Source organism: Stutzerimonas stutzeri, assembly GCF_002890895.1.
Lineage (GTDB): Bacteria > Pseudomonadota > Gammaproteobacteria > Pseudomonadales > Pseudomonadaceae > Stutzerimonas > Stutzerimonas stutzeri_AB.
In genome coordinates, this window is sequence record NZ_POUL01000001.1 from 149,700 (window position 1) to 175,163 (window position 25,464).

Sequence of the window (25,464 nt, forward strand, 5' to 3'; positions counted from 1 at the left end):
CATGAAGGTTCTTTTTCTACACAGTTTGTATGCGCCCCACATTGGCGGCGGAGCGGAAATAGTGGTCCGACAGTTAGCCGAAGGGCTCCAGCGCCGTGGCTGCGACATTGTTGTCTTGGCGACTGGCCCAGAGGCGGGACTTCACGATGAGGAACTCGACGGCGTGCGGATCTACCGCGCCGGGCTGGATAACTTCTACTGGCATTTCACTCGGTCCCGTCCCAGTCGACTGTTGCGGCTGGGTTGGCATTATCGAGACCGCTACAACCGCCCCATGCGACGGCATGTGCGTCAGGTCATCGAGCGCGAGCGACCCGACGTGGTGGTTTGCAACAACCTCACAGGCTGGTCGATATCCGCATGGGACGAAATCAGCGCGGCCGGACTGCCCATCGTTCAGGTGCTACACGATCTCTATCTGCTCTGTCCCAAAGACACCATGTTCAGCAAGGGCCGTAGCTGCGAGCGTCAGTGCGGCACGTGTTCAGCCTTTCGCCATTCGCATGCGGCGGCCTCGGCTCAGGTCGCGGCGGTAATCGGCGTCAGTCGGTTTGTCCTAGATCGGCTGACCGCCCAGGGCTATTTCGGCCGAGCCAGCCAGCATGTCGTGCATAACTGCATCGACGCCGGCAGCGGCCTGCCCGCCAGACCACGGCCACGCCATAGTGGGCTGCTGCGCTTCGGTTACATCGGTACGCTTTCTGAAAACAAGGGTGTGCGCTGGCTGATCGAGCAATTTCAGGCGCTCTCCATCAACGCCACGCTGGAAATCGCTGGTCGCGGCAAGCTGGACTACGAGGCCAAGCTCAAGGGCCAGGCCGACCCTGCCAGGGTGAGATTCGTTGGCTACCAACCCTCGGAACGCTTCATGCGGGAAATCGACGTGCTGGTCATCCCGTCGATCTGGGCCGAGCCCTTCGGGCTGGTGGCGGTTGAAGCCTGCGCTCAGTACTTGCCGATCATCGCCACGAACATGGGCGGCCTGCCGGAAATCATTCAGGACAACCTGAATGGCTTGCTCTGCACCCCGAGCGACCCCGACTCCCTCGGCAGGGCCATGCTCAAGCTCTATCTGGACAGCGGACTGCGCCATCGTCTGTCCAGCCAGGCACGCGAGAGTGTCGCCGCCTTTTTAGATACGGAACGAATGCTCGATCAGTACCAGTCGATCCTGCATTCCACGCTACACGGCCGGAGCGCCCACGATGAACCCGAGTTCGCTGACCATTTCGCATCGCAGGTCGAGACCGCTGGCGATTGATAAACCCACCGTGCTCACGCTTATCGCGGCCTCGCTGCTGATCAGCGAAACCTTTGCCGGCGCACTCCGCTATTACCTTGATATTGCCGGTGTGTCTGCCCTGCTCTACCTGCCAAAGCTGGCCTGCATCGCCGCGGTTGCGCTTGAACTACCCAGGACCCGAAGCCAGCCCGGCGTCTGGCTGGTGCTGTTTGCCGTGCTGGTCTCAAGCCTATTCGCGCTGCTGCACGGCGCCACACTCGGCAATGTCGGCTTCAGCCTGTTCATCTACATTCCGCTGCTGTTCGGGGTGTTCTGCGGCGGCTATCTGGAGCAAAGGACCAGCCTGCTCAGCTGGGTCATCGGTTTTTGCCTGGTTGCGTCAATGCTCGGCATTGCGCTGGACATGTTCACCAGCGTGCCGTGGAAGGGCTATAGCTACATGATGGGCGATGTCGAGCTGACCGCTAACAAATCCTGGGCCTTCGGCAGTACCGACCGACTAGCAGGATTCGCCCGGATGTCGACCAACCTGGCCGTGATGATCGCCCTGTACAGCCTGTTCCTGGCAGCGTTCCTGCAGTCGCGGTTGTTACGGATGGCGTTGTACCCGCTGGCCTTTGGCGCGATATTTCTCACGACCAATAAGTCCACTGCCGCTGCATACCTGCTGACCTTGCTCATGCTGTTTCTGGCCGGTTACCGCCTGCCCAGCGCCACGGCATTTTTCATCGCCGTGCTGGTGGGCATGGCATTGCCGATCGCCAGCCTGCTGTTGAACATCCCGCAAAGCGAGGCCTATAGCGCCAGCCTGCTAGCGTCCTTCAATGATCGGCTGATCCACAGCTGGCCGAATTTCATCGATGTCATCGTTAACGAAGGCTGGGGTTGGTGGGGCGCTGGCTTCGGCGCAGTAGGCAGCAGCGCGGCGGCCTTCCCATTGGCTTGGCTGGAGTTGCTGAGCATCGCTGACAACACGGCGTTGTATCTCTGGGGAATGCTCGGCGTATTCGGTGTACTGCTGTATCTGCTGCTGTTTCCGTTGCTGCTGCGCCTGCATGACCGTGGCCCGCGCATTCGCGACGCGCTGCTGGGGATTGTTTTCTGCACCATCCTGATTGGCTGGGCAACCGACGTACTGGAAGTCACCACGGCCACCCTGTTCCTCGGCATGGCCATTGCCCATGCCCTGACGCCGCAGGAGCGTCACCATCCGGTTGCAACGGTATTAACGCCTTACGGCCTTGAGCTTGATAAGCGAAAACCCAGAGACGACCGGCCATGAAACACCGACATGCATTGCGCTGCCTGGCGCTTGCCGCTGCTGTGACTGCCCTTGCCACGCAGGCACCGGCACAGCCCGCTGAAGACCCGTTCATCCTGGGCGTCTGCTCGCATGACCTGCACCTGCGCGACAGCAACAGCAAGGGCGTGCAGCTGTTGAAACAAGCGGGTATCGAGTCCGTGCGAACCGATGCGCACTGGGCCTTCCTCGAGCGTAAGCGCGATCAGCTCAAGGTGGAGCAGCATTGGCCAGCCTACCTTGCTGGTAACGAAGCGCAGGGGATCGAAAGCATGTTCATCCTTGGCTATGGCAATCGCTTTCACGGTGACGGCAAGAAGCCACGCAGCGAACCGGTACGCACCGCGTTCAATCGCTACGTGGCCTTTACTGCCGAGCAGTTTCGTGGCCGCATCAAGCACTACGAGGTCTGGAACGAGTGGGACGTCGAGGATCCGATCGATCCACAGTTCACTGAGGACTACGCCCGTCTGATCACCGATGCCGCCGGCATCATCCGCCAGCATGACCCGGACGCCAAAGTGCTGGCCGGCGCAGTGACCACCAAGGGCATCGAATCCGGTTTCGCGCTGCGCCTGATCGAAGCCGGAATCATGCAGTCTGTCGATGGCCTCTCGTTGCACCCCTACGTCCATTGCCGTCGTCGCGGGCAAAACACACCGGAAGCCTGGATTGAATGGCTCGCGGGGGTCGACATGGAACTGTCCCGTGCCGCCAATCAGCCGGTTCCGCTTTACCTGACCGAAATGGCCTGGCCTGCCCACCAGGGAACCTGCGGCATCGATCAAGCCCTCCAGGCAGCCTATCTGGCACGGAGCTTTTTTCTCGTCAGGACACTCCCTAACGTGCGCGGATATTGGTGGTATGACTTTCGCAACGACGGCACTGACAAACACGAACGGGAACACAACTTCGGCCTGCTCAGGCAGGACTATTCGCCAAAACCTGCGTTTAGGGTCCTCGAAGCGATCAGTCCGATCATCAAGGATTACCAGTTCCTGGGGCGGGTCGAGGAATCGCGAAACAGTGTTCTGCTGCAGTTTGGCAATGGCCAAGAACAGCTCCTGGTGGCCTGGAGTACTACAGACCAAACGCGCCCCGTCACCATTACCTCAGCGGGCAAGACAGCCAGCAACCTGAAACTGCTGGATACCGCTCAGCCCGAAAAGGGATGGACCACCGATGTCGCCTGGCAATGCCCGAGCAACGCGGATCACTGCGCCGTCCGCGTCGAACTCAACGGATTTCCCAAAATTCTCAGCCTTGGGCCCGCTTCGGTCGGCGCCGAGCCCTTGCAACCCATCTCGACTCGTTGAACAGAAGGAACTCAAGATGATCGTGATCAATGCTCGCTTCCTGACTCAGGACATGCGGGGCGTACAGCGGTTCGCTGAACAGATCTCACTGCAGCTTAAGGACCTGCGCGACGACTTGGTATTCGTCGCCCCCGAAAACATACGCCTGCATGAAAGCGCAGAGCAATTGCAGGTCCGGCGTATTGGCCGACACCGCGGGCACTTGTGGGAGCAACTGGATCTCCCGCTGTGGCTGGCACGCAATGGCTCTCCTCCCCTGGTCTCGCTGTGCAACACCGCCCCGCTGTTCTATGGCAACCAGATCGCAACGCACCACGACATCACCTACATCAGGCACCCGGAAAGCTATTCCAGGACATTCAGAGCCATGTACCGAACCCTGACCCCGTTGCTGCTTGGCCGAACCAAGGCGTTGATCACCGTCAGCGATTTTTCCAAAAAGGAAATAGCCGGCCATTACGGCTATCCGGCAAGCAGTATTTGCGTCGTGCCGAACGCAGTAGATGCGCGCTTCCAACCCTTTTGCGCCGAGCAATGCCCACGCGAGGCGGCGCCTTACCTCCTGGCGGTGTCGTCGCCCAGCGCGCACAAGAATTTCGCACGCATGGTCGCAGCCTTCCTGAGCATGGAAGGTCTCGATGAGGTCGAGCTGCGCATCATTGGCGACTCCAACCGGATCTTCTCGGGGAGCCTTCACGATGTAGCCGGTAGTCGACGCATTCGCATGCTGGGCAGGCTGACGGACGAGGAGCTGGTAGAGGCCTACCAAGGTGCGGCCGCCTTCGTGTTTCCTTCCTTGTATGAAGGGTTCGGCATCCCTCCGCTCGAAGCGCAAGCCTGTGGTTGCCCGGTTATCGCTGCGCGTGCCGCATCCATACCAGAGGTTCTCGGCGACAGCGCACTGTACTTCGATCCCCTGCAGGTAAAGGACATCGCCCAGAGCATGCAGCGGATCCTTCGGGACGAAGCCTTGCGTCAGGACCTGCGCCGTCGAGGCAAGGCGAACGTTGCGAGATATTGCTGGAACAGCTCGGCTCGTCAGGTTTCCAGGCTCATCGACCAGGCGTTCACCGGCGTGCGAAAAGCCGATGTCGCTGACATCAATTCGCTGCCACTCAGCCAGCCAAAGCACTAGCCAGGATGCGGGTCCAGTCCCAGCCGTCCCGATATCCCCGCCCCGCTGGCGGATGAAGCATCACGTCAGTAGCTGCAACTGCGATTCCCGTCACTGCAACCGGAGTGACGTCTGCCACTCCCCTACCTAAAAAAAGGCCTTCGCAATGAAAATCGCCATAATTCATGACTGGCTAGTGACCTATGCCGGTGCCGAGAGGGTGCTTGCCGGATTGCTGGATGTCTGGCCGGAAGCCGACCTGTATTCCGTGATCGATTTCCTCTCCGATGAGGACCGCGCCAACCTCGGCGGCAAGCGCGCCACCACGACTTTCATCCAGCAATTGCCGAAGGCGAAGACGCACTACCAGAAGTATCTGCCCTTGATGCCGCTGGCCATCGAGCAGCTGGACATGTCGGGCTACGACCTGGTGATTTCCAGCAGCCATGCCGTCGCCAAGGGCGTATTGACCGGCCCTAACCAACTGCACATCAGCTACGTGCACTCGCCGATCCGCTATGCCTGGGATTTGCAGCATCAATACCTGCATGAAGCGAGCCTCGATCATGGATTCAAGGCCAAACTGGCGCGCATGCTGCTTCACTACATGCGCATGTGGGATCAGCGCACCGCTAGCGGTGTTGACGACTTTGTCGCCAACTCTCACTTCATCGGTCGGCGCATCAACAAGAGCTACCGCCGCGAATCCACGGTGATCTACCCACCGGTCGACACACGTCAGTTCACGCTCCACGCGGCGAAAGAGGATTACTACCTGACGGCCTCGCGAATGGTGCCGTACAAGCGCATCCCGATGATCGTCGAGGCGTTCTCCCGAATGCCTGACAAGAAGCTCATCGTGATCGGCAGTGGGCCGGAGATGGAAAAGGCCAGGGAACTCGCCACGTCGAACGTGACGCTGATGGGCTACCAGAGCTTCGCCGTGCTCCTGCACCACATGCAGCGCGCCCGCGCCTTCGTGTTTGCTGCAGAAGAGGATTTCGGCATCGCACCCATCGAAGCACAGGCGTGCGGCACGCCAGTCATTGCCTACGGCAGAGGCGGCGTACTGGAAACCGTACGGGGAATCGAGCATCCCGAGCCAACGGGCGTGTTCTATAACGAGCAGACGCCTGAATCGTTGATAGCCGCTGTGGAGCGATTCGAGGTGCATGCGCATCAGATTCTGCCTGAGACCTGCCGCACAAGCGCAGAGCGATTTTCAACCGAACGATTCAGGCAGGAGATCAAGTCATTCGTTGATACTAGGGTTCGAGAGGTTTCGTTGCTCCAAGGGCAGGATGCGCTACTGGATCTACCAACGATCACCGCTCTGAATGTGGCTCAGGTTTACCCTACGGCTGTTCCGATGAAACATGCCTGACCGAGTCCTCACTCCCCTATGCGAGGCTTCAAGGATGAACACAACCACCGCAGCACAATGCTTTCAAACCATTTCGGCATTAAGCCTCGCGCTGTTGATCGGCGGTACCGCTAGCGCCCACCACCGCTCGGACTTGCCAAGCGAAGACGGGCTGTTACGTGAGTCTGGCCATTCCGTGCAGAGCAAAACAGGCTGTGCCAAGCGTCGCGGAGCAACTCTGTTCAACCTCGGAATGCATCAGAACACTCCGCAATGTGCGGGCAGTTCCAGCTCCGACATAGCGACACCCGCGCCGATCCGCCTGGCAAAACCCTTTGTAGGCAACCCATACCGTTCAAACGAAACCATTCGCTACTCGTTTTAACCCCCGTGATACTTGGAGTCGCTATGGACAGTGCAGACCAAACCCAGCAAACCCTGGTGTATGCCGACGGATATTCCTACACGGAATTTTTCCAAACGCCGCCCGACGCGTCCGGGCCCAGCAAATTGATCAGTGTCTTCCACGCATTGTTCACCCCGGACCGCCATGTCCTATTCTCAGCAGTCGAGCCGTCCTCTGAAGCGCAGCCGAACGCCAACGCTACATCCGACCAAATCGCCTGATTAGAACCACCCACTTCTAGCGATCCCGCTACCCGCTACCGCAGCGCTGCAAGGGCCTTGCCGGGAGCGCCATGCCCCTGGGTAGCGGGCCGCTCACGTTTCCACGTCGAGACAACCATGACTACCAAAACCACTGTGGTCACCGTGACCTACGGAGACCGGCTGCCGTTTGTGCAGCAATCGATCGAGCGCGCCCTGAGTTTTCCCGCGGTCAGCAACGTGGTGGTGGTGAGCAACGCATCGCTGGCGTCTCTTGATCAGTTGGTACAGCGCTGGCCGGATCAGGTTCGTGTGATCGAGCTGGCCGAAAACACAGGCTCGGCCAATGGCTACGCCGTGGGACTTGAAGCTGCGCTGGCGTCTGACGCCGACTTCATCTGGATGATGGACGATGACAACCTGCCCACCGCCGCCGCCGTATCGATTCTGCACCATGAGCTCACGCGTCTGACTGGCCTGCTCGGCTCGGACCAGGTCGCAGTCCTGGGCTACCGTGAGACCCAACAGGCCGACATCGCTCAGGGCATACCTGCCCGTTACATCCGGCAACCGCGCTCCAGCTATTTCGGCTTTCACATCGCCCAATTGCCTTACAAAATCTGGAGGCGACTGCCTTGGGGCAAGCGAGCCGGCCCACTGCCGACAAGCATCAGCCTGCCATTCGCGCCCTATGGCGGCATGCTCGCGCACCGCAGCCTGTACGAGCGGATAGGTTTGCCGCTGAAAGAGCTGGTCCTTTACGTTGACGACACCGAGTACACCCGGCGAATCACGGCCAGCGGTGGGCGGCTGTTTCTCTTTACCGAAGCCGTGATCGAGGAGCTGGAACAGTCCTGGAACACGAAACAGCGCACCCGAAACATCTATGAGACCTTCCTCCTCGGCGAGTCAGATTTCCGTGCCTACTACACCGCGCGCAATCAGGCCTGGTTCGACAAGAACGTTTGGGCTGCCTCCCCCAGGCTCCATCGCATCAACCGAGCGATGTTTCTCACCCTCTTGCGCCTCGTCGCTCGGCTGCGCAACAGCGGCGGGCGTCTGGCGCTCATTGAGCAAGCCATTCACGACGGCGAATCCGGTGCGTTAGGAATGAGCAAAACATTCCCCTTGCGTTGACCTGGTCACCTCGGGCGTTTTAGAAACATCAGGAGCCGTGCATGGACATCGCCTCAATGCAACGCGACGAAAACAACTTCGACTTTCTACGCTTCTTCGCTGCATCCGCAGTGGTGCTTGGCCACTGCTACTGGCTTTCTGGACTGGGCGCTGTCGAACCGGTACGGCTGTTCACCGGCTCCATGGACACCGCTGACATTGCGGTGAACCTGTTTTTCGTCATGAGCGGTTTTTTGATCGCCGCCTCGTGGATTCACAGCCGTAGTGGCCTGGACTTCGCCGGCAAACGAGCACTGCGTATATTTCCAGCGCTGGCGGTATCGACGCTGTTCACCGCCTTTGTCGTCGGCCCACTGGGCACTGAGCTTTCGCTCGGCGAGTACCTGCTCAACAGCCAGACCGTCCGTTATCTCTCCAACGCGGCGCTTTTCACACAGTTCCATCTGCCCGGCGTCTTCACCGCAAATCCGTTTCCGGGGACGGTCAACGGATCGGTCTGGACGCTGCCTTACGAAGTACTGATGTACACGATGCTGTTGGTGCTAGGGCTGCTCAGGCTGTTTGGACGAGCTGCAGTAGTGGCGGTGCCGATGGTGCTTATGGTCGTCCACTTCTACCTGGTGCCGAAGCTGGGGCTGGAGAGCGACATCCTGCGCAAGGTAACCCGCTTGGGCATGTTTTTCTTTCTTGGCTCAGCACTTTATCTGTATCGCAAGCTGCTGCCTTGGAACTGGAAAATCGCGCTTGCCCTGCTTTCGCTATCGCTGATCAGCGCAAGGACCGAATGGTGGTTCTTGGTGCATGTGCTGACCCTGCCCTACCTGACCATTTACCTGGCGCATCTGAAAATCCCGCGGCTGTCAGGCTTCGGCCGATACGGTGATTTCTCATACGGCATCTACATCTTCAGTTTTCCCGTGCAGCAACTGATGATGCACTGGTTGGATCCCCACCTGTCGTTGCCGGCATTCATGGCAATCAGTCTGGTAGCGAGTATCGCCATCGCTGCAGTGTCCTGGTATCTGATCGAGTCGCCAGCGTTGCGCCTCAAGCGCTTCCTGCCGGGCAGTCGGCAAGGTATCAGCGGTACTGGCCTGAATCCGGTGCCCTGAGCGCGATATTCTTATCGGCCTAGCGAGTCGCCTCCGAGGGCGTGCCGTTGTCCTCGACGAGACGGCGAATGGTGGTCACCAGTGTCTCCAAGCCGGTGCCCTTCTGGAGGAAATGATCGACCAGACCGTCGATTGGCAGCTGCTGGGGCAACGCAGCGCTCATCATCAGGATCGGCACGTCGTCGTACGCCGGATTCTTGCGAATCGTGCAGACCATTTCGTAGCCATTGAGCTCGGGCATCATGTAATCGGTGATGATCAACGCAGGCTTTTCCTGCTCGAGCTTGATCAACCCCTGCGCGCCATTCGCCGCTTCGACGACTCGATAGCCCTCGTCCTCGAGAATCATCACCATCAGTTTGCTAAGGCCGAGCTCATCCTCCACCAGCAACACGAGCGGGTCGAGTCTTTGGGGCTGCTCGTCACGCATCCCGCCCTCCCGTCAAGGTTTGACGGTGAGGCTGCCCCGTCACGACCCCCTCGGTCCGCTCCATCCTCTCTCCGAGCTTGAACCCTCCCTCGCCAAGATAGAATTCGTAGACATAGGGATCGAAGCCGCTTTCACGCATCTTCAGGATCGCCAGCGTTCGATAGAGCCGCGACTCGAGTTCCGCATACCTCAGCAGAATGATGTTCTCGGCGATCGCCGAGACGGCGGCGAACTGCAGGCCATTCTCTCCACCGACGATTTCGGCCAGCTCGGCGGTGAATACCGTGGTGACGCCCTCGCAACGCAGGATCGCGGTGAGCGTGCTGACGAAACGCCCCAGCCGCTGCTCATTCACTGCCGCTTGTTTGAAGGCGTCGATGCCGTCGATGAACAGCCGTTTCACGCCTCGGCGACGAACTTCCTCGATTATTTCTTCGGCGAGCTGATCCTGTAGCAGCTCGGTTGGAGCGTGATGAACCACCTCCACCACCCCCACTGTCGATCATGGCTCCCAGCTCAAGTCCGAGTGCTTTTGCACGACGTCGCAGCCTGTGTGCATCCTCGTAAAAGCCAAAAATGAGACCGGGCTCAGCTTCGCTGCTGTCACAGATGAAGCTCAGTCCCAGGGTGGTCTTGCCCACCCCGGTCGGGCCTACCAGCAAGGTCGTCGAGGAAAATGGAATACCGCCCTGAATGATGTCGTCGAGCCCAACAACACCCGTACTCAGGCGCTCGTCTCGCATGTCGGCCGACTCCAGCTCGCCGGTGACCGCCTCGAGCCGAGGAAACACACGAAATCCGTCGCTGGTGATCGAACTCATGTGCCGGCCGGAGATGAAGTCGCTGCCCCGGAACTTGCGCACCTGCAAATAGCGGTAGGTCCGAAACTGATCCTCGTCGCTCCCCAGATGCAACCAACCATCAACCATGGTGAACTCGGGGCTGCCCGAGTCGCGCTTGCTGTTGGTTAGCAACAGGATGGTGCAGCCAACCACGTCAGCGTAAACCGACAGGTCATTGATGAATTCGCGAAAAGCACGTTCCGAGGCGGCATTCTCTTCCAGCGCGAACAGGCCATCGATCACGATCAACGAGGCCTGTTGACGCTTTCCATTGCGTGTGAGGTAACGCAGGATGCCTTCCAACCCGTCAGTACGGAGAATGTCGAACGCACTTTCATAGACCACCGACGTTCCGGCGTACTGGTTGTCCATAAATCGCATGTTCTGCAGATGGCGAAGCAGACGGTGGTGGGTTTCGGCCAGCAAGGTCACGTACAGGGAACGCTCGCCACGAGCCGCCCAGCTGTAACAGATCTGGTTGGCCAGGATGGTCTTTCCCTCACCCGGCCCACCCTGGACGATATACACCGCCCGGGGCAGTAGCCCACCTTTAAGGACGGCGTCCAGCCCTGGCACACCGGTCGGAACATGAATCGGTGCGGTTGGCGAGTAGGTAGAGTTGTCGGTCACAGCAGCTTTCCGTTTCAATCAGTCGGTGCATGGTAGCAAAGGGGCCCTGGGCCTAATTACCCGCCGGTGCACATTGGTCACTTTCCGCACTCGGTTGTTCATGTTTCATACAGGGTGACGACGGGAAAGCAGCCAATTGTCTTGCTTGCCAGCTCTACGACCATGTTAGGGTCTTGCGAGCTACACGCTCCGACCCTATGCAACGCGCCCTACCACAGGCTGATGACGTCAGTGCTGGAGGCTCAACAACAAAACCCCTAACATCGCGCCGCTCACCGAGACTGATTACAGCTGGATCTATGCAAACCGCTCGCCTACCTCGCTTGGACTTGCGCCGACTGATCATCCTGCTGGCAATGCTGAGTGGCTTGATCACGCTCGGTATTGGCTTCTACGCCAGCTACAAGGTTCAGCGCGACTCACTGATCGGCAGCACACTCGCCGCCAACCAAGCGTATGCAGCAAAGTTGGCAGACGGGACAGAATTGTTCTTTCACTCGGCCCAGCAGCAATTGGCCGTCAGCGCTGAGAATATCGCTGCCCAGTTTCCTGACAACGGTGTACTGAACGAGGAAGCCAGACGGCTTCGGCAGCAGACAGACAGCTTCAATGCCGTCGTTGTTACCAGCGCCCAAGGCGAAGTGCTGGCGACCGCTCCGAATACCGGCCTATTGGTTGGGCAAAAGCTGAACTCACCGGGTGCTCTCCGAGCCTTGGCTAAGCGCGAGCCGCTGATCAGCAGCCCGTACACGTCGGCACTAGGTACGTTGGTAATCCTTATTTCGCATCCTATCGTCGCCAGTGACGGTACCTACCTCGGCTATATAGGCGGGGTGATTTCTCTGCGCGAGCGCAACATCCTCCATAGCATGTTGGGCGAGCACTTCTATCAGGACGGCTCCTACCTTTATGCCGTCGACCAGTCACGAAGGCTCCTCTATCACCCGCAGCCGAAACGCCTGGGTACAGTAGTGGCCGAGAACGAAGTCATCGACAGGGTGCTGCAAGGGGAGTCCGGCAGCCTTCGAGTGATCAACAGTCAAGGCGTGGATATGCTGGCTGGCTATGCGGCCTCCCCTGCCGCTGGCTGGGGCATCGTGGCTCAGCGGCCAACAGCCAATACCTTGCATCCGCTCGATGACCTGATGTTCAGGGTTGCTCGCCAGACCGCGCCCCTGGCCCTGCTGACATTATTGTGCATCTGGGGCCTGGCGACATTTATCACGCGACCGCTGTCGCAACTGGCCCAGCGCGCCAGCGAAATGGACGCCCCCAACACCGCTGAGCGCATTCAGCGTATCCGCTCCTGGTATTTCGAAGCGGCCCAGCTCAAGCGCGCCATGCAATTGGGTATCAGCCTGTTGCATCAGCGCATCGGCAAGCTCAACCTGGATGCTCAGACCGATCCGCTGACTGGGCTGCACAATCGTCGCGGCCTTACCTTCGCGCTGGAGATGCTCCGCAGCGAAGGTCGATCCTTTGCAGTCATTGCGCTAGACATCGACCATTTCAAACGCATCAACGACACCCATGGTCATGACGTAGGCGATACCGTCATCCAACAGATGGCTGGACTGATGAAGACCTGCTCGCGGGACGCCGACATTCTCTGTCGCAGCGGCGGCGAGGAGTTCCTGATGCTACTGCCCAACACCACGCTCGATTCGGCGTTGCTGGTAGCCGAACGCCTGCGTACCTGCGTCGAGCTGGAGCAAATCCCGGTGGTTGGCCACATCGCCGTTTCGCTGGGAATTGCAGTCTGGCCCATGCACGCCAGCGACATCGAACGCGTCTTGAAACTGGCCGATGCCGCGCTCTACCGGGCCAAGCAACATGGGCGCAATCGCTCGGAAGTCGCTGAACCCGATCAGTACTTGCCGGAAGATTCCAAGCCGGACGCCTGAGATCTGCAAGTCCCATGGTTCGGTGCCGACAGCGCCCCGACTTCCTGGGGCGACGGCAGACATGGCTAAAAAATACCCAGCTCTGTATACTCGCGCGCCTTTTTCATGCGCGGTTTTCGAGGTTCAAAGTCGATGAGCAAAACGCCAACAGTCGGGTTCGTCAGCCTGGGTTGCCCCAAGGCCACGGTCGACTCTGAACGCATCCTGACCCAGCTGCGCATGGAGGGTTACCAGATCGTGCCGTCCTACGAGGATGCCGATGTGGTGGTGGTCAACACCTGCGGCTTCATCGACAGCGCCAAGGCCGAGTCGCTGGACGCCATCGGTGAAGCCATCGCCGAGAACGGCAAGGTGATTGTCACCGGCTGCATGGGCGTCGCCGAAGACAATATCCGTAGCGTGCACCCCAGCGTGCTGGCCGTGACCGGCCCGCAGCAGTACGAGCAGGTGGTCAACGCCGTACACCAGGTCGTGCCACCGAACATCGATCACGATCCCTTCGTCGATCTGGTGCCGCCGCAGGGCATCAAGCTGACCCCGCGCCATTACGCCTATCTGAAGATTTCCGAAGGCTGCAACCATACCTGCAGCTTCTGCATTATTCCGTCCATGCGCGGCAAGCTGGTCAGCCGTCCGGTGGGCGATGTGCTCAGTGAAGCCGAGCGCCTGGTCAAGGCCGGCGTAAAGGAGATCCTGGTGATCTCTCAGGACACCAGCGCCTACGGCGTCGACGTCAAGTACAAGACCGACTTCTGGAACGGTCAGCCGGTCAAGACGCGGATGTTGGAGCTGTGCCAAGCACTGTCGAGCATGGGCGTATGGGTGCGACTGCACTACGTGTATCCCTACCCGAACGTCGATGACGTGATCCCGTTGATGGCTGCCGGTAAGCTCCTGCCGTACCTGGACATCCCCTTCCAGCACGCCAGCCCGAAAGTGCTCAAGGCCATGAAGCGTCCGGCCTTCGAAGACAAGACCCTGGCGCGCATCAAGAAGTGGCGCGAGATCTGCCCAGAACTGACCATCCGCTCGACCTTCATCGTGGGCTTTCCTGGCGAGACCGAGGAAGACTTCCAGTACCTACTCGACTGGCTGACCGAAGCCCAGCTCGACCGCGTAGGCTGTTTCCAGTATTCGCCAGTCGAAGGCGCCCCCGCCGAAGCTATGGACCTCGAGCCGGTACCGGACGACGTCAAGCAGGACCGCTGGGACCGTTTCATGGCCCATCAGCAAACCATCAGCGCAGCGCGCCTGGAACGCAAGATTGGCCAGGAACTGGACGTGCTCATTGACGAAGTGGACGAAGACGGCGCCATCGGACGCTCATGGGCTGATGCCCCTGAAATCGACGGCATGGTCTATGTCGACAGCGAGCGCCCACTGCAGGCTGGCGAAATGGTCCGTGTTCGGGTCACCAGCGCCGATGAATACGACCTCTGGGCCGAAGTGATCTGATCAAACCCAAGCGAACGCGTTAAGCCCCGTACCTACGGGGCTTTTTTCTGTCCAGCAACGCAGCGCGCCCATGCGCCTTCCATGCATCGGCGACCTGCATCCACACTGCGGCCCGCTAATCAATGAATACCGGTTTCTAGGCGAGAGCAGATGGCTCATTGCTGCATCGAGATGAAGCATTGTCCGCTTGGTCAGGTTCTTTCTGGGGCAAGAACCTGCGCTGGCGCCGAACGAGCCCAGCGCCATAGCTGACCGGAAGACTTATCTAACTGATAAATAAACAATAATACGAACATAAGGCAGTTCGAGAGCAGTTGGCTCAAGACTTGCTTTGTCAGCTTCATCTGACCGTTCGGCCAAGAAAAAAGCACACATAACGCAACAGGAGCGCTACATGAAATCCATACTGACCACTGCCGCACTCGCCAGCAGCATGATGCTCGCTGGCCAGGCAATCGCCGCACCGATGCTCTGGCAGAACAACAGCCTGACGTATCTATACGGCAACGACTTCAAGATCGATCCGGATACCCAGCACACCCTGACCTTCGAACATGCCAGCGGCTGGACCTACGGCGACGTGTTCATGTTCGTCGACTACAAATGGAATGAAAGCACGGACGACAGCGAGGCCGCACGGACCTACTACGGCGAGTTCAGCCCGCGCCTCTCGCTCGGCAAGACCACCGGTATGGATCTCTCGTACGGCCCGATCAAGGATGTACTGATCGCTTTCACCTACGAGCGCGGCGAGGACGAAGTGCAGAACTACCTGCTCGGGCCGGCCGTCGACCTGGCGGTCCCGGGCTTCGATCGCCTGGCCATCAACACCTACTACCGCAAGCCTGATGGCATCCGTGACAAGGCGTCGGGCCAGTGGCAGATCACGCCGACCTGGGCCATCACTATTCCCGTCGGCAGCTCGGACATCCTGTTCGACGGCTATATCGACTGGGTCGTCAATGACGCTGGCAACGAAGGCTCGGACGACTTCCAGTCGAAGAACCTGCACATCAACCCGCAGGTCAAGTACGACCTCGGCAAGGCCATATACCAGAAGGCCGGTCAGCTCTATGTCGGTATTGAATATGACTATTGGTCGAACAAGTACGGCATCAAGGACGGCGGCTTCGTCAGCGAAAACTTTGTCGGTCCGACCGACCAGAGCGCCTGGAACGCCATCGTGAAGGTGCATTTCTGATGCGCGCAGCCGCCCGCTCCACGGGCGGCACCCCGTCTTGAACGGTCTGGCTCACCAACGGCGGTGCCCAAGCGGTGCCGCCGTTGTTCCGTATCGAACCCCGCTTTATTTTCGTGCGAGTGCACGACGAGCCGAAGGTCTGTAGCCACCGCTTCCGGGGCCGGCGTAGGCTAGCATTCGACAAGCGCATCGGGCCTGATGCCGCCCACACAGGGAAAGGACCTTATGACTACTTTCGACGCGTTGCTCCCCCCGACGCCAACCGACGGCAAACGCACCGGGCGAATTCGCCAGAAGAACGAAGAGCTGATTCTGTCAGCCGCGGCCGAAGAGTTCGCCCACCATGGCTACAAGGGCACCAGCATGAACGCGATAGCCCTTCGAGCAGGCCTGCCGAAGGCCAACCTGCATTACTACTTCACCAACAAGCTCGGCCTCTACGTCGAAGTGATGCGGCATATCCTCGACCTCTGGGACAGCGCTTTCGATCACCTTACCGTCGAGGACGACCCAGCCCTTGCGCTGGCTGATTACATCCGTACCAAGATGGCGTTTTCCCGCAAACAACCACAGGCGTCGAAGATCTTCGCCATGGAGGTCATCAGCGGTTGTGAATGCCTTTCCGCGCATTTCAACGAAGACTATCGCGAGTGGTTTCGCGGTCGCGCAGCGGTGCTGCAGGCCTGGAGCGATGCCGGCAAAATGGACCCGATCGACCCCATGCACCTGATCTTTCTGATCTGGAGCAGCACCCAGCATTACGCCGACTTCTCCGATCAGATCCGACGCATCACCGGTCAACGCCGCGTCACCAAGGATGATTTCGAGCGCGGCACCGAAACGCTCATTCAGGTGATTCTCAAAGGCTGTGGCCTGACCCCACCACGCTGATCCCAGCGCCATTCACCGTTTGTTCCCGAGCCGTCATCCTGTATGTCACGACGCCTGCGCATTCATTCACCTGCAATCCATTACTTCGACATGGTGCGGCGTTGCCAGTCGATCCGCGGAGCCGCTCGGCGTCTTAACGTGGCCTCCTCCGCAGTGAACCGGCAAATCCTCAAGCTTGAAGGCGAAATCGGCTCGCCGCTGTTCGAGCGACTGCCAGCGGGCCTGCGCCTGACTGCGGCCGGCGAAGTCTTCGCGCGTCACGTCCTTGTCGTATTACAAGACGCTGCGCGCGCCAGCTCGGAACTCGACGCGCTACAGGGCATGCGCACCGGCCATGTGGAGATCGCCACCGTCTCGGGCGTTACCGTCGACTTGCTGCCCTCGGTGCTGGAAAACATGACAGCGCGCTATCCGCACATCACCGTCGGGGTGACCAGCCTGGGTTCGCAAGCCATTCCGGAAGCGGTCGTCAGCGGCCAGGCCGATATCGGCATCGCCTTCGCGCTGCGGCGAACCGCTGATTTGCAGCAGCTGGGCGTCGGTCATTTTCGCCTTGGCGCCATCGTCCCTGCGGGCCATCCGCTGGCAGACCGTCGCGAGGTGAGCTTCTCGACCTGCGCTGAGCATCGCCTGATTCTGGCCAAAAGCGACCTTTCTATTCACCACCTGCTTGCCCCGGTATTGGCGCGTACCCGTTCGCCACAGAAAGCGGCACTTGAAACCAGCTCGGTGGAGCTCGCAGCGCAGATGGCCAAGCGTGGCGCCGGCATCGCCTTCCAGACACGTATCGGCATCGAGGCGGAACTGTCTGCAGGTAGCCTGGTGCACCTGCCGCTGAACGACAACGGCCAGGTGCTCAGCGACCTCGGCGTGTATGTACGCAGCTCACGCTACCTGCCCGTGGCAGTGGATGCATTCGTTCGCGCACTCTGCGAGGAAATCACTCTTCGCGAACAACGCGAACGCACCGACGCCGGACTGATCTGACGCCCTTCTTGCCTCCACTCCTCCCTGCAACACCCAACACTTCCTACCGCTCAGCTCAGAACCACCCCTTTAAAAAACTGCACGTTCAGTGCTTCGGCCATTCAACGAGGTGAAGTTTTTTCGCTTCACCCAAAACCCAGCCGGATGCGCCCTTTCGGAGCACACGGCTTCGGCTGAAAGCTGCGCTAAGGCCTGCGGATCAAGCACGGCACGGATCACGTGAAGCCCCGTTTTAGAGCGCTTTAAGCCCCATAAAGAGGCAGCTTTGACTGATGCCGAAACGGCATCGGCGTGCGCGATATTCTCTTCTTTTGCGCACAGCTGACGCGCCGGATACTGCAGCACAAAGGGTCACCGCCCTCCCATACGCAGGACTGTTTACATGCCTTATCCCCTCGTCCCAGGCCACGCACCCGCAGACCATCTGCCCCTGATCGACCTGACCGGTCTGCTCGGCGAGGATCCACAGGCACGCATCGCCGTCGCCGAGGAAATTGGACAGGCCTGCCGTGACTGGGGCTTTTTCTACATCCACCACCATGGCATCGATGCGGCGCTGCAAGCGGTCGTGTTCGAACAGGCGCGACAGCTGTTTGCTCTGCCTGACGAAGCCAAACGAGCGCTCGACAAAGCCGCATCCCCTGCCAACCGTGGATACGAAGCGCTGCGCGGTCAGCGGCTGGAGCCAGGCGCGCCGCCTGACTTGAAGGAAGGCTTCTACCTTGGCCGCGACCTTCCGGCAGAAGACCCGCGCGTACAAGCCGGACGCTTCAATCACGGGCCGAACCAGTGGCCTGTGACCCTGCCCGATTTCCGCCCTGCCATGGCGCGTTATCACGCCGCCATGACCGATCTCGCTGAGCAGCTGATGACGGGACTGGCGCTATCGCTTGAGCTGCCGAAGGCGTATTTCACCAGCTTCTGTGAAGACGCCATGGCCACCCTGCGGCTGCTGCACTACCCGCCACAACCCGCAAACGCTGCGCCGGGCGAGAAGGGTTGCGGTGCGCACACCGACTTTGGCGGCTTGACGCTGTTGCTGCAGGACGACAACCCCGGTCTGCAAGTTTGGAATCACCGCACTCAAGACTGGATGGACGCTCCGCCTCTAAAGGGCACCTATGTAGTCAACCTCGGCGACATGATCGCCCGCTGGACCAACGACCGTTACCGCTCGACCCTGCACCGCGTGGTCAATCTGTCCGGTCGCGAGCGTTACAGCGTGCCGTTCTTCTACGGCGGCAACCCCGATCATCTCGTCAGCTGCATCCCGACCTGTCTCGCGCCCGACGAAGCGCCGCGCTACCCAAGCGTCACGGTCGAAGAACACTACCGCGAGATGTATCGGAGGACGTATGCCTGAACGCCATGTCGTACTGATTCACGGCGCCTGGGCCGGCAGCTGGGTCTGGGACGGTTTGCTCGACGGGCTGCGGTCTGCCGGCTTTACGCCCCACGCTGTGGACCTGCCCGGTAACGGCAGCGATGACACGCCGCCAACAGCGGTGAGTCTCGAGAGCTACGCGGCGCACGTCTGTACGCTGATAGACCAACTGGAAGGCCCCATACAGATAGTGGCGCATTCCGGCGGCGGAATGACTGCGACGGCTGTGGCCGAAAAGCGCGCCGAGCGTATCGCGGGCGTGTCCTATGTCGCCGGCATGATGTTGCCCAGCGGCTTGTCGTTTGCAGAAGCCTGTGCGGAATTGGTCAGCACGGCGCCGGAAGTGTCCGGCGTAGGCCCTTTTCTACAGCGCAGCGCGGATGGAATCGGCACCCGAGTGCCCGCCGAGATCGCCTGCGCACTGTTTTTCCATGATGTGCCATTGCCGCAAGCGCTGGCCGCCGCGCAGCGGTTGGGGGTACAGCCCGACAGCGGGCGTGCAGTCGTAGCGCGCTGGACCGCCGAGCGCTTTGGCCGCCTGCCACGCCTGTACATCGAATGCAGCACGGACCGCTCGGTGGTGCCGGCCGTCCAACGCTGGATGCAGGAGCTGGTGCCCGGCGCCGAACGGGTCACGCTCGACTGTGGGCACGCGCCGCAACTGGCCGCCCCGGACAAGTTGCTCGCCAGCTTGCTGCCCTTTTTCTCACGCCATCCCGACCCCGTTTTCTGATCGACACCCTCTCGTGACGCCAATCAAGGAGCGACGCCCCATGTTCAAGAAAACCCTGATCGCCAGTTCACTGCTGGTCCTGTTCTCCCAAGCTGCGCTGGCGGCCGATACCGTGCGCTGGCTGAATGACTGGCTGCCCGCCGGCGACAAGGCAGTGATCTATCTAGGCGTCGACAAAGGCTTGTTTGCCGACCAGGGCATCGAGGTGGAGATCGCCAGCGCTCGCGGCGGCAGCGACGTGGTGACCAAACTGGCCACTGCCAGCGCCGACTTTGGCAGCGCCGGCCTGGCCTCGGTCCTGCAGGCGCGGGCACAGGGACCTGTGCCGGTGGTCGCCGTGGCACCGATCTACAACAAGCAGCCAGACGCCTTCTTTACCGCAGAAGGCTCAGGCATCGAAGCGTTCAAAGACATCGCCGGCAAGACGGTCGCGACCCCGACCTTCTCCGCCTCCAATGTGGTGTTCCCGCTGGTGCTCGAAGCCAACGGCATCGACCGCGACGGAGTGAAGCTGCTCAAGCTCGACCCGGGCGCACTGGCGCCCATGCTGGCCACCGGCAAGGTCGATGCGACCATCAATTGGGTCACCGTGGCACCCGGCTTCGCCCGCTCCATGCAGGAAGCCGGCAAGCAACTCAAGGTCATCCCGTGGTCGGACTACGGCTTCGACGGCTATGGTCTGTCACTGATTGCCTCTGAACGCTTCCTGAAGGACAACCCCGAGGTTGCGAAGAAATTCATCAAGGCCTACCGCCAAGCCCAGGACATGGCCATTGCTGATCCCGCCGCAGCCGCGGCTGCGCTGAAGAAAATCGTTCCAGAAGTCGATGAGCAGCAGGCAGTCGAACAGTTCACGGCGTCAGTCCCACTGATGCAGAACGAGGTCAGCGAAGCCGAAGGCACCGCCCAATTCGACGCCGAGCGCCTGGAAACCACATGGCAATGGGTCGCCCGCGCGCAGAATCTGCCAAGCGACAGCCTCGACCCGAAACAGGTCATTGCCAACGGCTTCGTCGAGTAATCGCATGAATCAGACCGAAACCCGCTCGGCCCTGCGGCCGAGCATCACCCTCGAGCAGGTCCGGCAGGTGTTCACCTCCTCGGATGGCAGCGAAGTGGTGGCCCTCGACGACACCAGCTTCGCCATCGATCGCCACGAGTTCATCGCCGTGATCGGCCCGTCAGGCTGCGGCAAGTCGACGTTGCTGCGCATTCTTGCCGGTCTGATTCGGCCCACCAGCGGTCAGGTCAGCATTTACGGCAAGAAGCTGGACGGCCCGCGTGATGAGGTCGGCATCGTGTTTCAGAAACCGACGCTGCTGCCTTGGCTGACGATCCGCGACAACCTGACCTTTCCGATGAAGCACAAATACGGGCGGGTCACCCAACAGGAGCGCGAGCGTGGTGAAGAGCTGCTCCAGCTGGTGGGCCTTCAGGAATTCGGCGGCAAGCGTCCGGATGAGCTGTCCGGCGGCATGCAACAGCGCGCAGGCATTGCCCGCGCGCTGTTGCATGACCCGGAGATCCTGCTGATGGACGAGCCGTTCTCGGCGCTGGACGCCCTGACCCGCGACGAACTCAGCCTCGAGCTGCTGAACATCTGGACCCAGCGGCCGAAGACCGTTCTGTTCATCACCCACTCGATTCCTGAAGCGCTGCTGCTGGCCGACCGCATCCTGGTGATGTCGGCGCGCCCGGGCCGGGTGACCGAGATCATCGATGTCGATATACCTCGACCACGGTCGCTGGACACCCTCACGGAGCCCCGTTTCAACGAGCTCGCCAACCATATCCGTCGCAAGGTCTTCAGCCGTCATGGTCTCTAAAAGCGCATTGGGCGAGCGTTTCGCCCCGGGACTGGCACTGCTCGGCCTGTTGTTGCTCTGGGAAGCAGCCTGCCGCCTGTTGAGCCTGCCGGCATTTGTCCTGCCCTCCCCGAGCGCCATCCTTGCCGCTACCTGGAAACTCGACCCGACGATCTGGGCCGAGCACATCTTCGCCACGCTGCGCGTTACCCTGCTTGGCTATGGGCTTTCGATTCTGATCGGGATTCCGCTGGCGATCGCGCTGGCATCGTCCAGGCTGCTGTCACGCACACTCTATCCGCTGCTGGTCATCGTGCAGTCAACGCCCATTGTCGCGGTGGCGCCGATCATCGTGGTGGTGATGGGTGCCGGTGACCTGCCGCGCGTGTTCATCACCTTTCTGATCGCCTTTTTCCCCATTGTGGTGTCGACGGTGACCGGCCTGCTGGCGACGCCACCTGAGCTGATCGAATTGTCGCGTTCGCTGGGCGCCTCGCGAACCCGCGAGTTTCGCAACATCCGTCTGCCCTACGCGATTCCTCACCTGTTCTCAGCGCTGCGCATCTCCATCACCCTGGCGGTGATCGGTGCGGTGGTCGCCGAGTTTGTCGCGGCGGACAAGGGCCTGGGCTACTTCATCAATTTTTCGACCTCGATGTTCCAGGTCCCACAAGCTTTCGCGGCCTTGATGATGCTGGTCGTCATCAGCCTGGCACTATTTCAGCTGGTCGGCCTCGCGCAACGCCTGTTCTTCACCTGGAGCCTGCCGAAAGGCGAAAGCTGAGCCCTGCCTGCCAGCAGATCCAAACTCTTAATGGACATCTCACCATGCCCCTAGACGACACAGCCTTGCTGCGTAAAAGCTTCGACGTGGCGCGCCGCGCGCTGGCCGAGGGTACGCACCCCTTCGGCGCCATTCTGGTCGGCCCGGATGGCGAGACCCTGCTCGAACAGGGCAACGCCTACATGCCGGACCATGACATGACCGGCCACGCTGAACGTGTACTGATGACCCGTGCCTCGACCCGCTATACGCCGGAATTCCTCTCGCGCTGCACCATGTACACCTCTGCCGAGCCCTGCGCGATGTGCGCCGGCGCCGCGTACTGGGTGGGTCTGGGGCGGGTGGTGTATGGCCTTTCCGAGCGCAGCCTGAAGACCATCACCGGCAACCATCCGGAAAACCCGACGTTGGACCTGCCCTGTCGCGTGGTCTTCGAAGCGGGCCAGCGAAAGGTCGAGGTCGTCGGGCCGCTGCTTGAAGATGAAGCGGCCGCCCTGCACGACGGCATCTGGTAAGGCTCACTCAGCCAGAATCAGGCAAGCCCTTGGCAGGATCGACATAACGCCGCGTACCGTCCGCTGCTTAGCATTCATCTAACGGCGCATCCGCGCTGCCGAATGACCGAGCGAGGATCTGCGCATGTCGAACATCAACGGAAAAGTCGTACTCATTACCGGCGCCAGCAGTGGCATCGGCGAAGCCACGGCGCGCCTGCTGGCCTCACGCGGCGCTACGGTTGTACTCGGCGCCCGCCGCGTGGAGCGGTTGGAACAGCTTGGCGCCAGCATCACCAGAGCCGGTGGTGTAGCGGCCTGCCGCGCATTGGATGTCACCAGCCGCGGGGACACCCAGGCCTTCGTCGATTTTGCCGAACAGCGCTTTGGCCGGGTCGAGGTGATCATCAACAATGCCGGGGTGATGCCGCTATCACGCCTCGATGCCCTGAAAGTCGATGAGTGGGACCGGATGATCGACGTGAACATCCGCGGCGTGCTGCACGGCATCGCCGCCGCGCTACCGCTGATGCAGCGTCAGCGCTCAGGCCAGTTCATCAACATCGCCTCGATAGGTGCCTACGCCGTCAGCCCCACTGCAGCGGTCTACTGCGCGACCAAGTACGCAGTTCGCGCCATCACCGAAGGGTTGCGTCAGGAGGTCGGCGGCGACATTCGCGTCACCCTGGTTTCACCCGGTGTCACCGAATCGGAACTGGCCGAGAGCATCTCCGATGAGGGTGCACGGGCGGCTATGGACGATTTCCGTCGCATTGCCATTCCAGCCGAAGCCATCGCACGCGCCATCGCTTATGCCGTCGAGCAGCCAGCCGATGTGGATGTGAGCGAACTGGTGGTCCGCCCGACTGCTAGCCCCTACTAGCGACACCATCATGGTTCTGCTTACCGGCAGCCCGCATTGGGCTGCTCGGCTCGCGGTCCTCGATGTTGCCCGATGCGAGCCGGTCTGAGCCGGGATCTCAACAAGCGCCCTCTTCGCCCGCCCCACCCCGGTGCACCCTGGGGCGGCAATGCCCTTCCTGGCACCAATTCGAAGCACTGATAAGGCTCGCTGTTATCCTGTGCCGACAGCCAGCCACCCCGTTTTTGGCCCCGCTGCGGAATCCTGACTGCCTGGCCAGCTTTTTGCTATTCACTCGGTCATGACTTCCAGCGGACGTTCCCATGCCCGATACATCCCAACCCCGCCTGCAGCTGAACGGCATCACCAAGCAATATCCAGGCTGTCTGGCCAATGACCGCATCGATCTCATCATCAATGCCGGCGAAATACACGCGCTGCTCGGCGAGAACGGTGCTGGCAAAAGCACGCTGATGAAGATCATCTACGGCGTCACGCAACCCGACGCTGGGGAGATCCGCTGGGAAGGCCAACCGGTCGTCATGCGCGACCCAGCCCAGGCGCGTGAGCGCGGCATCGGGATGGTGTTCCAGCACTTCTCGCTGTTCGAAACCCTGAGCGTCGCCGAGAACGTGGCGCTGGCCCTCGGTGCAGCCGCCGGAACGCCTAAACAGCTGGAATCGAAGATCCGTGAAGTGTCCCAGCGTTATGGCATGCCACTGGAGCCGAATCGCCTGGTCCATAGCCTCTCCATCGGTGAGCGTCAGCGGGTGGAAATCGTTCGCTGCCTGATGCAGGACATCAAACTGCTGATTCTCGACGAACCGACCTCTGTACTCACTCCACAGGAGGCCGACGACCTGTTTGCCGTGTTGCGCCGGCTGGCGGCGGAAGGCTGTAGCGTCCTGTTCATCAGCCACAAGCTGAACGAGGTGCGAGCGCTTTGCGAGGCCGCAACAGTGCTGCGCGGCGGGCGTGTCTCCGGCGATTGCATACCCGCCGAATGCAGCGATCTGGACCTTGCACGGCTGATGGTCGGCGACGCCGAGGGGCTTGAAGCGGAATATCCGAAAGCCGTGGGCGGCGCGCCTTTTTTGCAAGTCGAGTCGCTGTCCTGGCACAACGCCGATCCGTTCGGCGTGTCACTTGAACAGGTGATGCTCGAAGTCCGCGCCGGGGAGATTGTCGGTATCGCCGGTGTCGCCGGCAACGGCCAGGACGAGCTGCTCGCACTGCTCAGCGGCGAACAGCGCCTGGCGCGGGACCAAAGCGCACGCATCCGCTTTCTCGACGCTCCCGTGGCGCACCTGGCGCCGGATGCTCGGCGTCGCCTGGGGATGACCTTTGTCCCGGCCGAGCGCCTCGGTCATGGTGCGGTGCCGGCGATGAGCCTAGCTGACAACGGGCTGCTGACCGCGTTTCAACAGGAGGGAATGGTCAACAACGGACTGATTCGGCACAGCCGAGTCGAGGCATTCGCCCGGCGCATCATCGAGACCTTCGCGGTAAAGACCCCCGGCACCCATACCCCGGCGCGCAGCCTCTCCGGCGGCAACCTGCAGAAATTCATCCTCGGCCGCGAAATCCTCCAGCAACCGAAACTGCTGATCGCCGCGCACCCGACCTGGGGCGTGGATGTCGGCGCGGCCGCTGCGATACATCGCGCGCTGATCGAGCTGCGCGACGCCGGCGCCGCCATTCTGGTGATTTCTGAAGACCTCGAAGAGCTGTTCCAGATCAGCGACCGCATCGGCGCGCTGAGCCATGGCCGGTTGTCGCCGCTGCAGCCCACCGCTGCTACCAGCGCCACGGACGTCGGCCGCTGGATGGCGGGACAGTTCGATCACCCCACGACCACAGCCGCCTGAGAA

25 protein-coding genes are annotated in these 25,464 nt (G+C 60.8%); 21 read left to right on the top strand and 4 right to left on the bottom strand.

The window, feature by feature from the left end; translation table 11 throughout:
- The first annotated feature begins 1 nt into the window (after position 1).
- The 8 genes from CXK96_RS00715 (at position 2) to CXK96_RS00750 (ending at position 9,191) form a co-directional block, all read left to right on the top strand.
- Positions 2-1,261 carry a glycosyltransferase family 4 protein gene (locus tag CXK96_RS00715; RefSeq protein ID WP_102834606.1) on the top strand — a complete coding sequence of 420 codons (1,260 nt, stop codon included), beginning with the start codon at positions 2-4 and terminating at the stop codon, positions 1,259-1,261.
- Positions 1,206-2,525, top strand: a complete 1,320-nt coding sequence (locus CXK96_RS00720) for a hypothetical protein (RefSeq protein ID WP_102834607.1) — start codon at positions 1,206-1,208, stop codon at positions 2,523-2,525. The genes CXK96_RS00715 and CXK96_RS00720 overlap by 56 nt, the downstream gene beginning before the upstream one ends.
- The gene (locus CXK96_RS00725) at positions 2,522-3,859 is read left to right on the top strand and encodes a hypothetical protein (protein ID WP_102834608.1); all 1,338 of its coding nucleotides are present in this window, start codon (positions 2,522-2,524) and stop codon (positions 3,857-3,859) included. The genes CXK96_RS00720 and CXK96_RS00725 overlap by 4 nt, the downstream gene beginning before the upstream one ends.
- 16 nt (positions 3,860-3,875) lie before the next feature.
- Positions 3,876-4,994: a glycosyltransferase family 4 protein gene (locus CXK96_RS00730; protein ID WP_102834609.1), complete on the top strand. Its 1,119-nt coding sequence runs from the start codon at positions 3,876-3,878 to the stop codon at positions 4,992-4,994.
- Positions 4,995-5,139: 145 nt separating this feature from the next.
- Positions 5,140-6,357, top strand: coding sequence for a glycosyltransferase family 4 protein (locus CXK96_RS00735; protein ID WP_102834610.1), 1,218 nt, complete (start codon positions 5,140-5,142; stop codon positions 6,355-6,357).
- Positions 6,358-6,744: 387 nt separating this feature from the next.
- A complete protein-coding gene (locus tag CXK96_RS00740; protein ID WP_102834611.1) occupies positions 6,745-6,963 on the top strand; it encodes a hypothetical protein in 219 nt (72 codons plus the stop codon).
- A gap of 117 nt (positions 6,964-7,080) precedes the next feature.
- Positions 7,081-8,079 carry a glycosyltransferase gene (locus tag CXK96_RS00745; protein WP_102834612.1) on the top strand — a complete coding sequence of 333 codons (999 nt, stop codon included), beginning with the start codon at positions 7,081-7,083 and terminating at the stop codon, positions 8,077-8,079.
- A gap of 41 nt (positions 8,080-8,120) precedes the next feature.
- Entirely contained in the window at positions 8,121-9,191 is a 1,071-nt protein-coding gene (locus CXK96_RS00750) for an acyltransferase family protein (RefSeq protein WP_102834613.1), read from the top strand.
- A gap of 19 nt (positions 9,192-9,210) precedes the next feature.
- Here the strand turns inward: CXK96_RS00750 and CXK96_RS00755 are convergent, their stop codons facing one another.
- Genes CXK96_RS00755 through CXK96_RS00760 form a run of 3 tightly spaced genes read right to left on the bottom strand, consistent with a single transcriptional unit; the run spans position 9,211 to position 11,093 of the window.
- On the bottom strand, positions 9,211-9,621 hold the full coding sequence (locus tag CXK96_RS00755; protein WP_102834614.1) for a response regulator: 411 nt from the start codon (positions 9,619-9,621) through the stop codon (positions 9,211-9,213).
- Positions 9,614-10,024: an RAD55 family ATPase gene (locus tag CXK96_RS20795; RefSeq protein ID WP_219807517.1), complete on the bottom strand. Its 411-nt coding sequence runs from the start codon at positions 10,022-10,024 to the stop codon at positions 9,614-9,616. Before CXK96_RS20795 ends, CXK96_RS00755 begins: the two co-directional genes overlap by 8 nt.
- Positions 9,969-11,093: an RAD55 family ATPase gene (locus CXK96_RS00760; RefSeq protein WP_219807513.1), complete on the bottom strand. Its 1,125-nt coding sequence runs from the start codon at positions 11,091-11,093 to the stop codon at positions 9,969-9,971. Before CXK96_RS00760 ends, CXK96_RS20795 begins: the two co-directional genes overlap by 56 nt.
- A gap of 299 nt (positions 11,094-11,392) precedes the next feature.
- Here CXK96_RS00760 and CXK96_RS00765 point away from each other — a divergent pair, with 299 nt between their 5' ends.
- The 5 genes from CXK96_RS00765 to CXK96_RS00785 all read left to right on the top strand — a co-directional run bounded on the left by CXK96_RS00765 (position 11,393) and on the right by CXK96_RS00785 (position 17,531).
- Positions 11,393-12,997: a sensor domain-containing diguanylate cyclase gene (locus tag CXK96_RS00765; RefSeq protein WP_102834615.1), complete on the top strand. Its 1,605-nt coding sequence runs from the start codon at positions 11,393-11,395 to the stop codon at positions 12,995-12,997.
- 132 nt (positions 12,998-13,129) lie between these two features.
- Positions 13,130-14,452, top strand: a complete 1,323-nt coding sequence (rimO, locus tag CXK96_RS00770) for a 30S ribosomal protein S12 methylthiotransferase RimO (RefSeq protein WP_102834616.1) — start codon at positions 13,130-13,132, stop codon at positions 14,450-14,452.
- 394 nt (positions 14,453-14,846) lie between these two features.
- The gene (locus tag CXK96_RS00775; protein WP_102834617.1) at positions 14,847-15,653 is read left to right on the top strand and encodes an outer membrane protein OmpK; all 807 of its coding nucleotides are present in this window, start codon (positions 14,847-14,849) and stop codon (positions 15,651-15,653) included.
- A 225-nt stretch (positions 15,654-15,878) separates the two neighbouring features.
- Positions 15,879-16,544: a TetR/AcrR family transcriptional regulator gene (locus CXK96_RS00780; protein WP_102834618.1), complete on the top strand. Its 666-nt coding sequence runs from the start codon at positions 15,879-15,881 to the stop codon at positions 16,542-16,544.
- 42 nt (positions 16,545-16,586) lie between these two features.
- Positions 16,587-17,531 carry a LysR family transcriptional regulator gene (locus tag CXK96_RS00785; RefSeq protein ID WP_102834619.1) on the top strand — a complete coding sequence of 315 codons (945 nt, stop codon included), beginning with the start codon at positions 16,587-16,589 and terminating at the stop codon, positions 17,529-17,531.
- Between the two features lie 69 nt (positions 17,532-17,600).
- On the opposite strand, the gene CXK96_RS20595 is transcribed toward CXK96_RS00785, so the two are convergent.
- Positions 17,601-17,876 carry a hypothetical protein gene (locus CXK96_RS20595; RefSeq protein ID WP_146030683.1) on the bottom strand — a complete coding sequence of 92 codons (276 nt, stop codon included), beginning with the start codon at positions 17,874-17,876 and terminating at the stop codon, positions 17,601-17,603.
- A 37-nt stretch (positions 17,877-17,913) separates the two neighbouring features.
- On the opposite strand from CXK96_RS20595, the gene CXK96_RS00790 reads away from it, so the two are divergent.
- The 8 genes from CXK96_RS00790 (at position 17,914) to CXK96_RS00825 (ending at position 25,461) form a co-directional block, all read left to right on the top strand.
- Positions 17,914-18,894 (top strand): isopenicillin N synthase family dioxygenase, encoded by a 981-nt coding sequence (locus tag CXK96_RS00790; protein ID WP_102834620.1) that lies wholly within the window; start codon positions 17,914-17,916, stop codon positions 18,892-18,894.
- A complete protein-coding gene (locus CXK96_RS00795) occupies positions 18,887-19,648 on the top strand; it encodes an alpha/beta fold hydrolase (RefSeq protein WP_102834621.1) in 762 nt (253 codons plus the stop codon). Before CXK96_RS00790 ends, CXK96_RS00795 begins: the two co-directional genes overlap by 8 nt.
- A 40-nt stretch (positions 19,649-19,688) precedes the next feature.
- The gene (locus tag CXK96_RS00800) at positions 19,689-20,669 is read left to right on the top strand and encodes an ABC transporter substrate-binding protein (protein ID WP_102834622.1); all 981 of its coding nucleotides are present in this window, start codon (positions 19,689-19,691) and stop codon (positions 20,667-20,669) included.
- Between the two features lie 4 nt (positions 20,670-20,673).
- Positions 20,674-21,474, top strand: coding sequence for an ABC transporter ATP-binding protein (locus CXK96_RS00805; RefSeq protein WP_102834623.1), 801 nt, complete (start codon positions 20,674-20,676; stop codon positions 21,472-21,474).
- Positions 21,464-22,237, top strand: a complete 774-nt coding sequence (locus tag CXK96_RS00810) for an ABC transporter permease (RefSeq protein ID WP_102834624.1) — start codon at positions 21,464-21,466, stop codon at positions 22,235-22,237. The genes CXK96_RS00805 and CXK96_RS00810 overlap by 11 nt, the downstream gene beginning before the upstream one ends.
- Before the next feature lie 44 nt (positions 22,238-22,281).
- A complete protein-coding gene (locus tag CXK96_RS00815) occupies positions 22,282-22,752 on the top strand; it encodes a nucleoside deaminase (protein ID WP_102834625.1) in 471 nt (156 codons plus the stop codon).
- Positions 22,753-22,876: 124 nt separating this feature from the next.
- Positions 22,877-23,614 carry an SDR family oxidoreductase gene (locus tag CXK96_RS00820; protein ID WP_102834626.1) on the top strand — a complete coding sequence of 246 codons (738 nt, stop codon included), beginning with the start codon at positions 22,877-22,879 and terminating at the stop codon, positions 23,612-23,614.
- 302 nt (positions 23,615-23,916) lie between these two features.
- Complete coding sequence (locus CXK96_RS00825) at positions 23,917-25,461, top strand: ABC transporter ATP-binding protein (RefSeq protein ID WP_102834627.1); 1,545 nt, start codon at positions 23,917-23,919, stop codon at positions 25,459-25,461.
- Positions 25,462-25,464 lie beyond the last annotated feature (3 nt).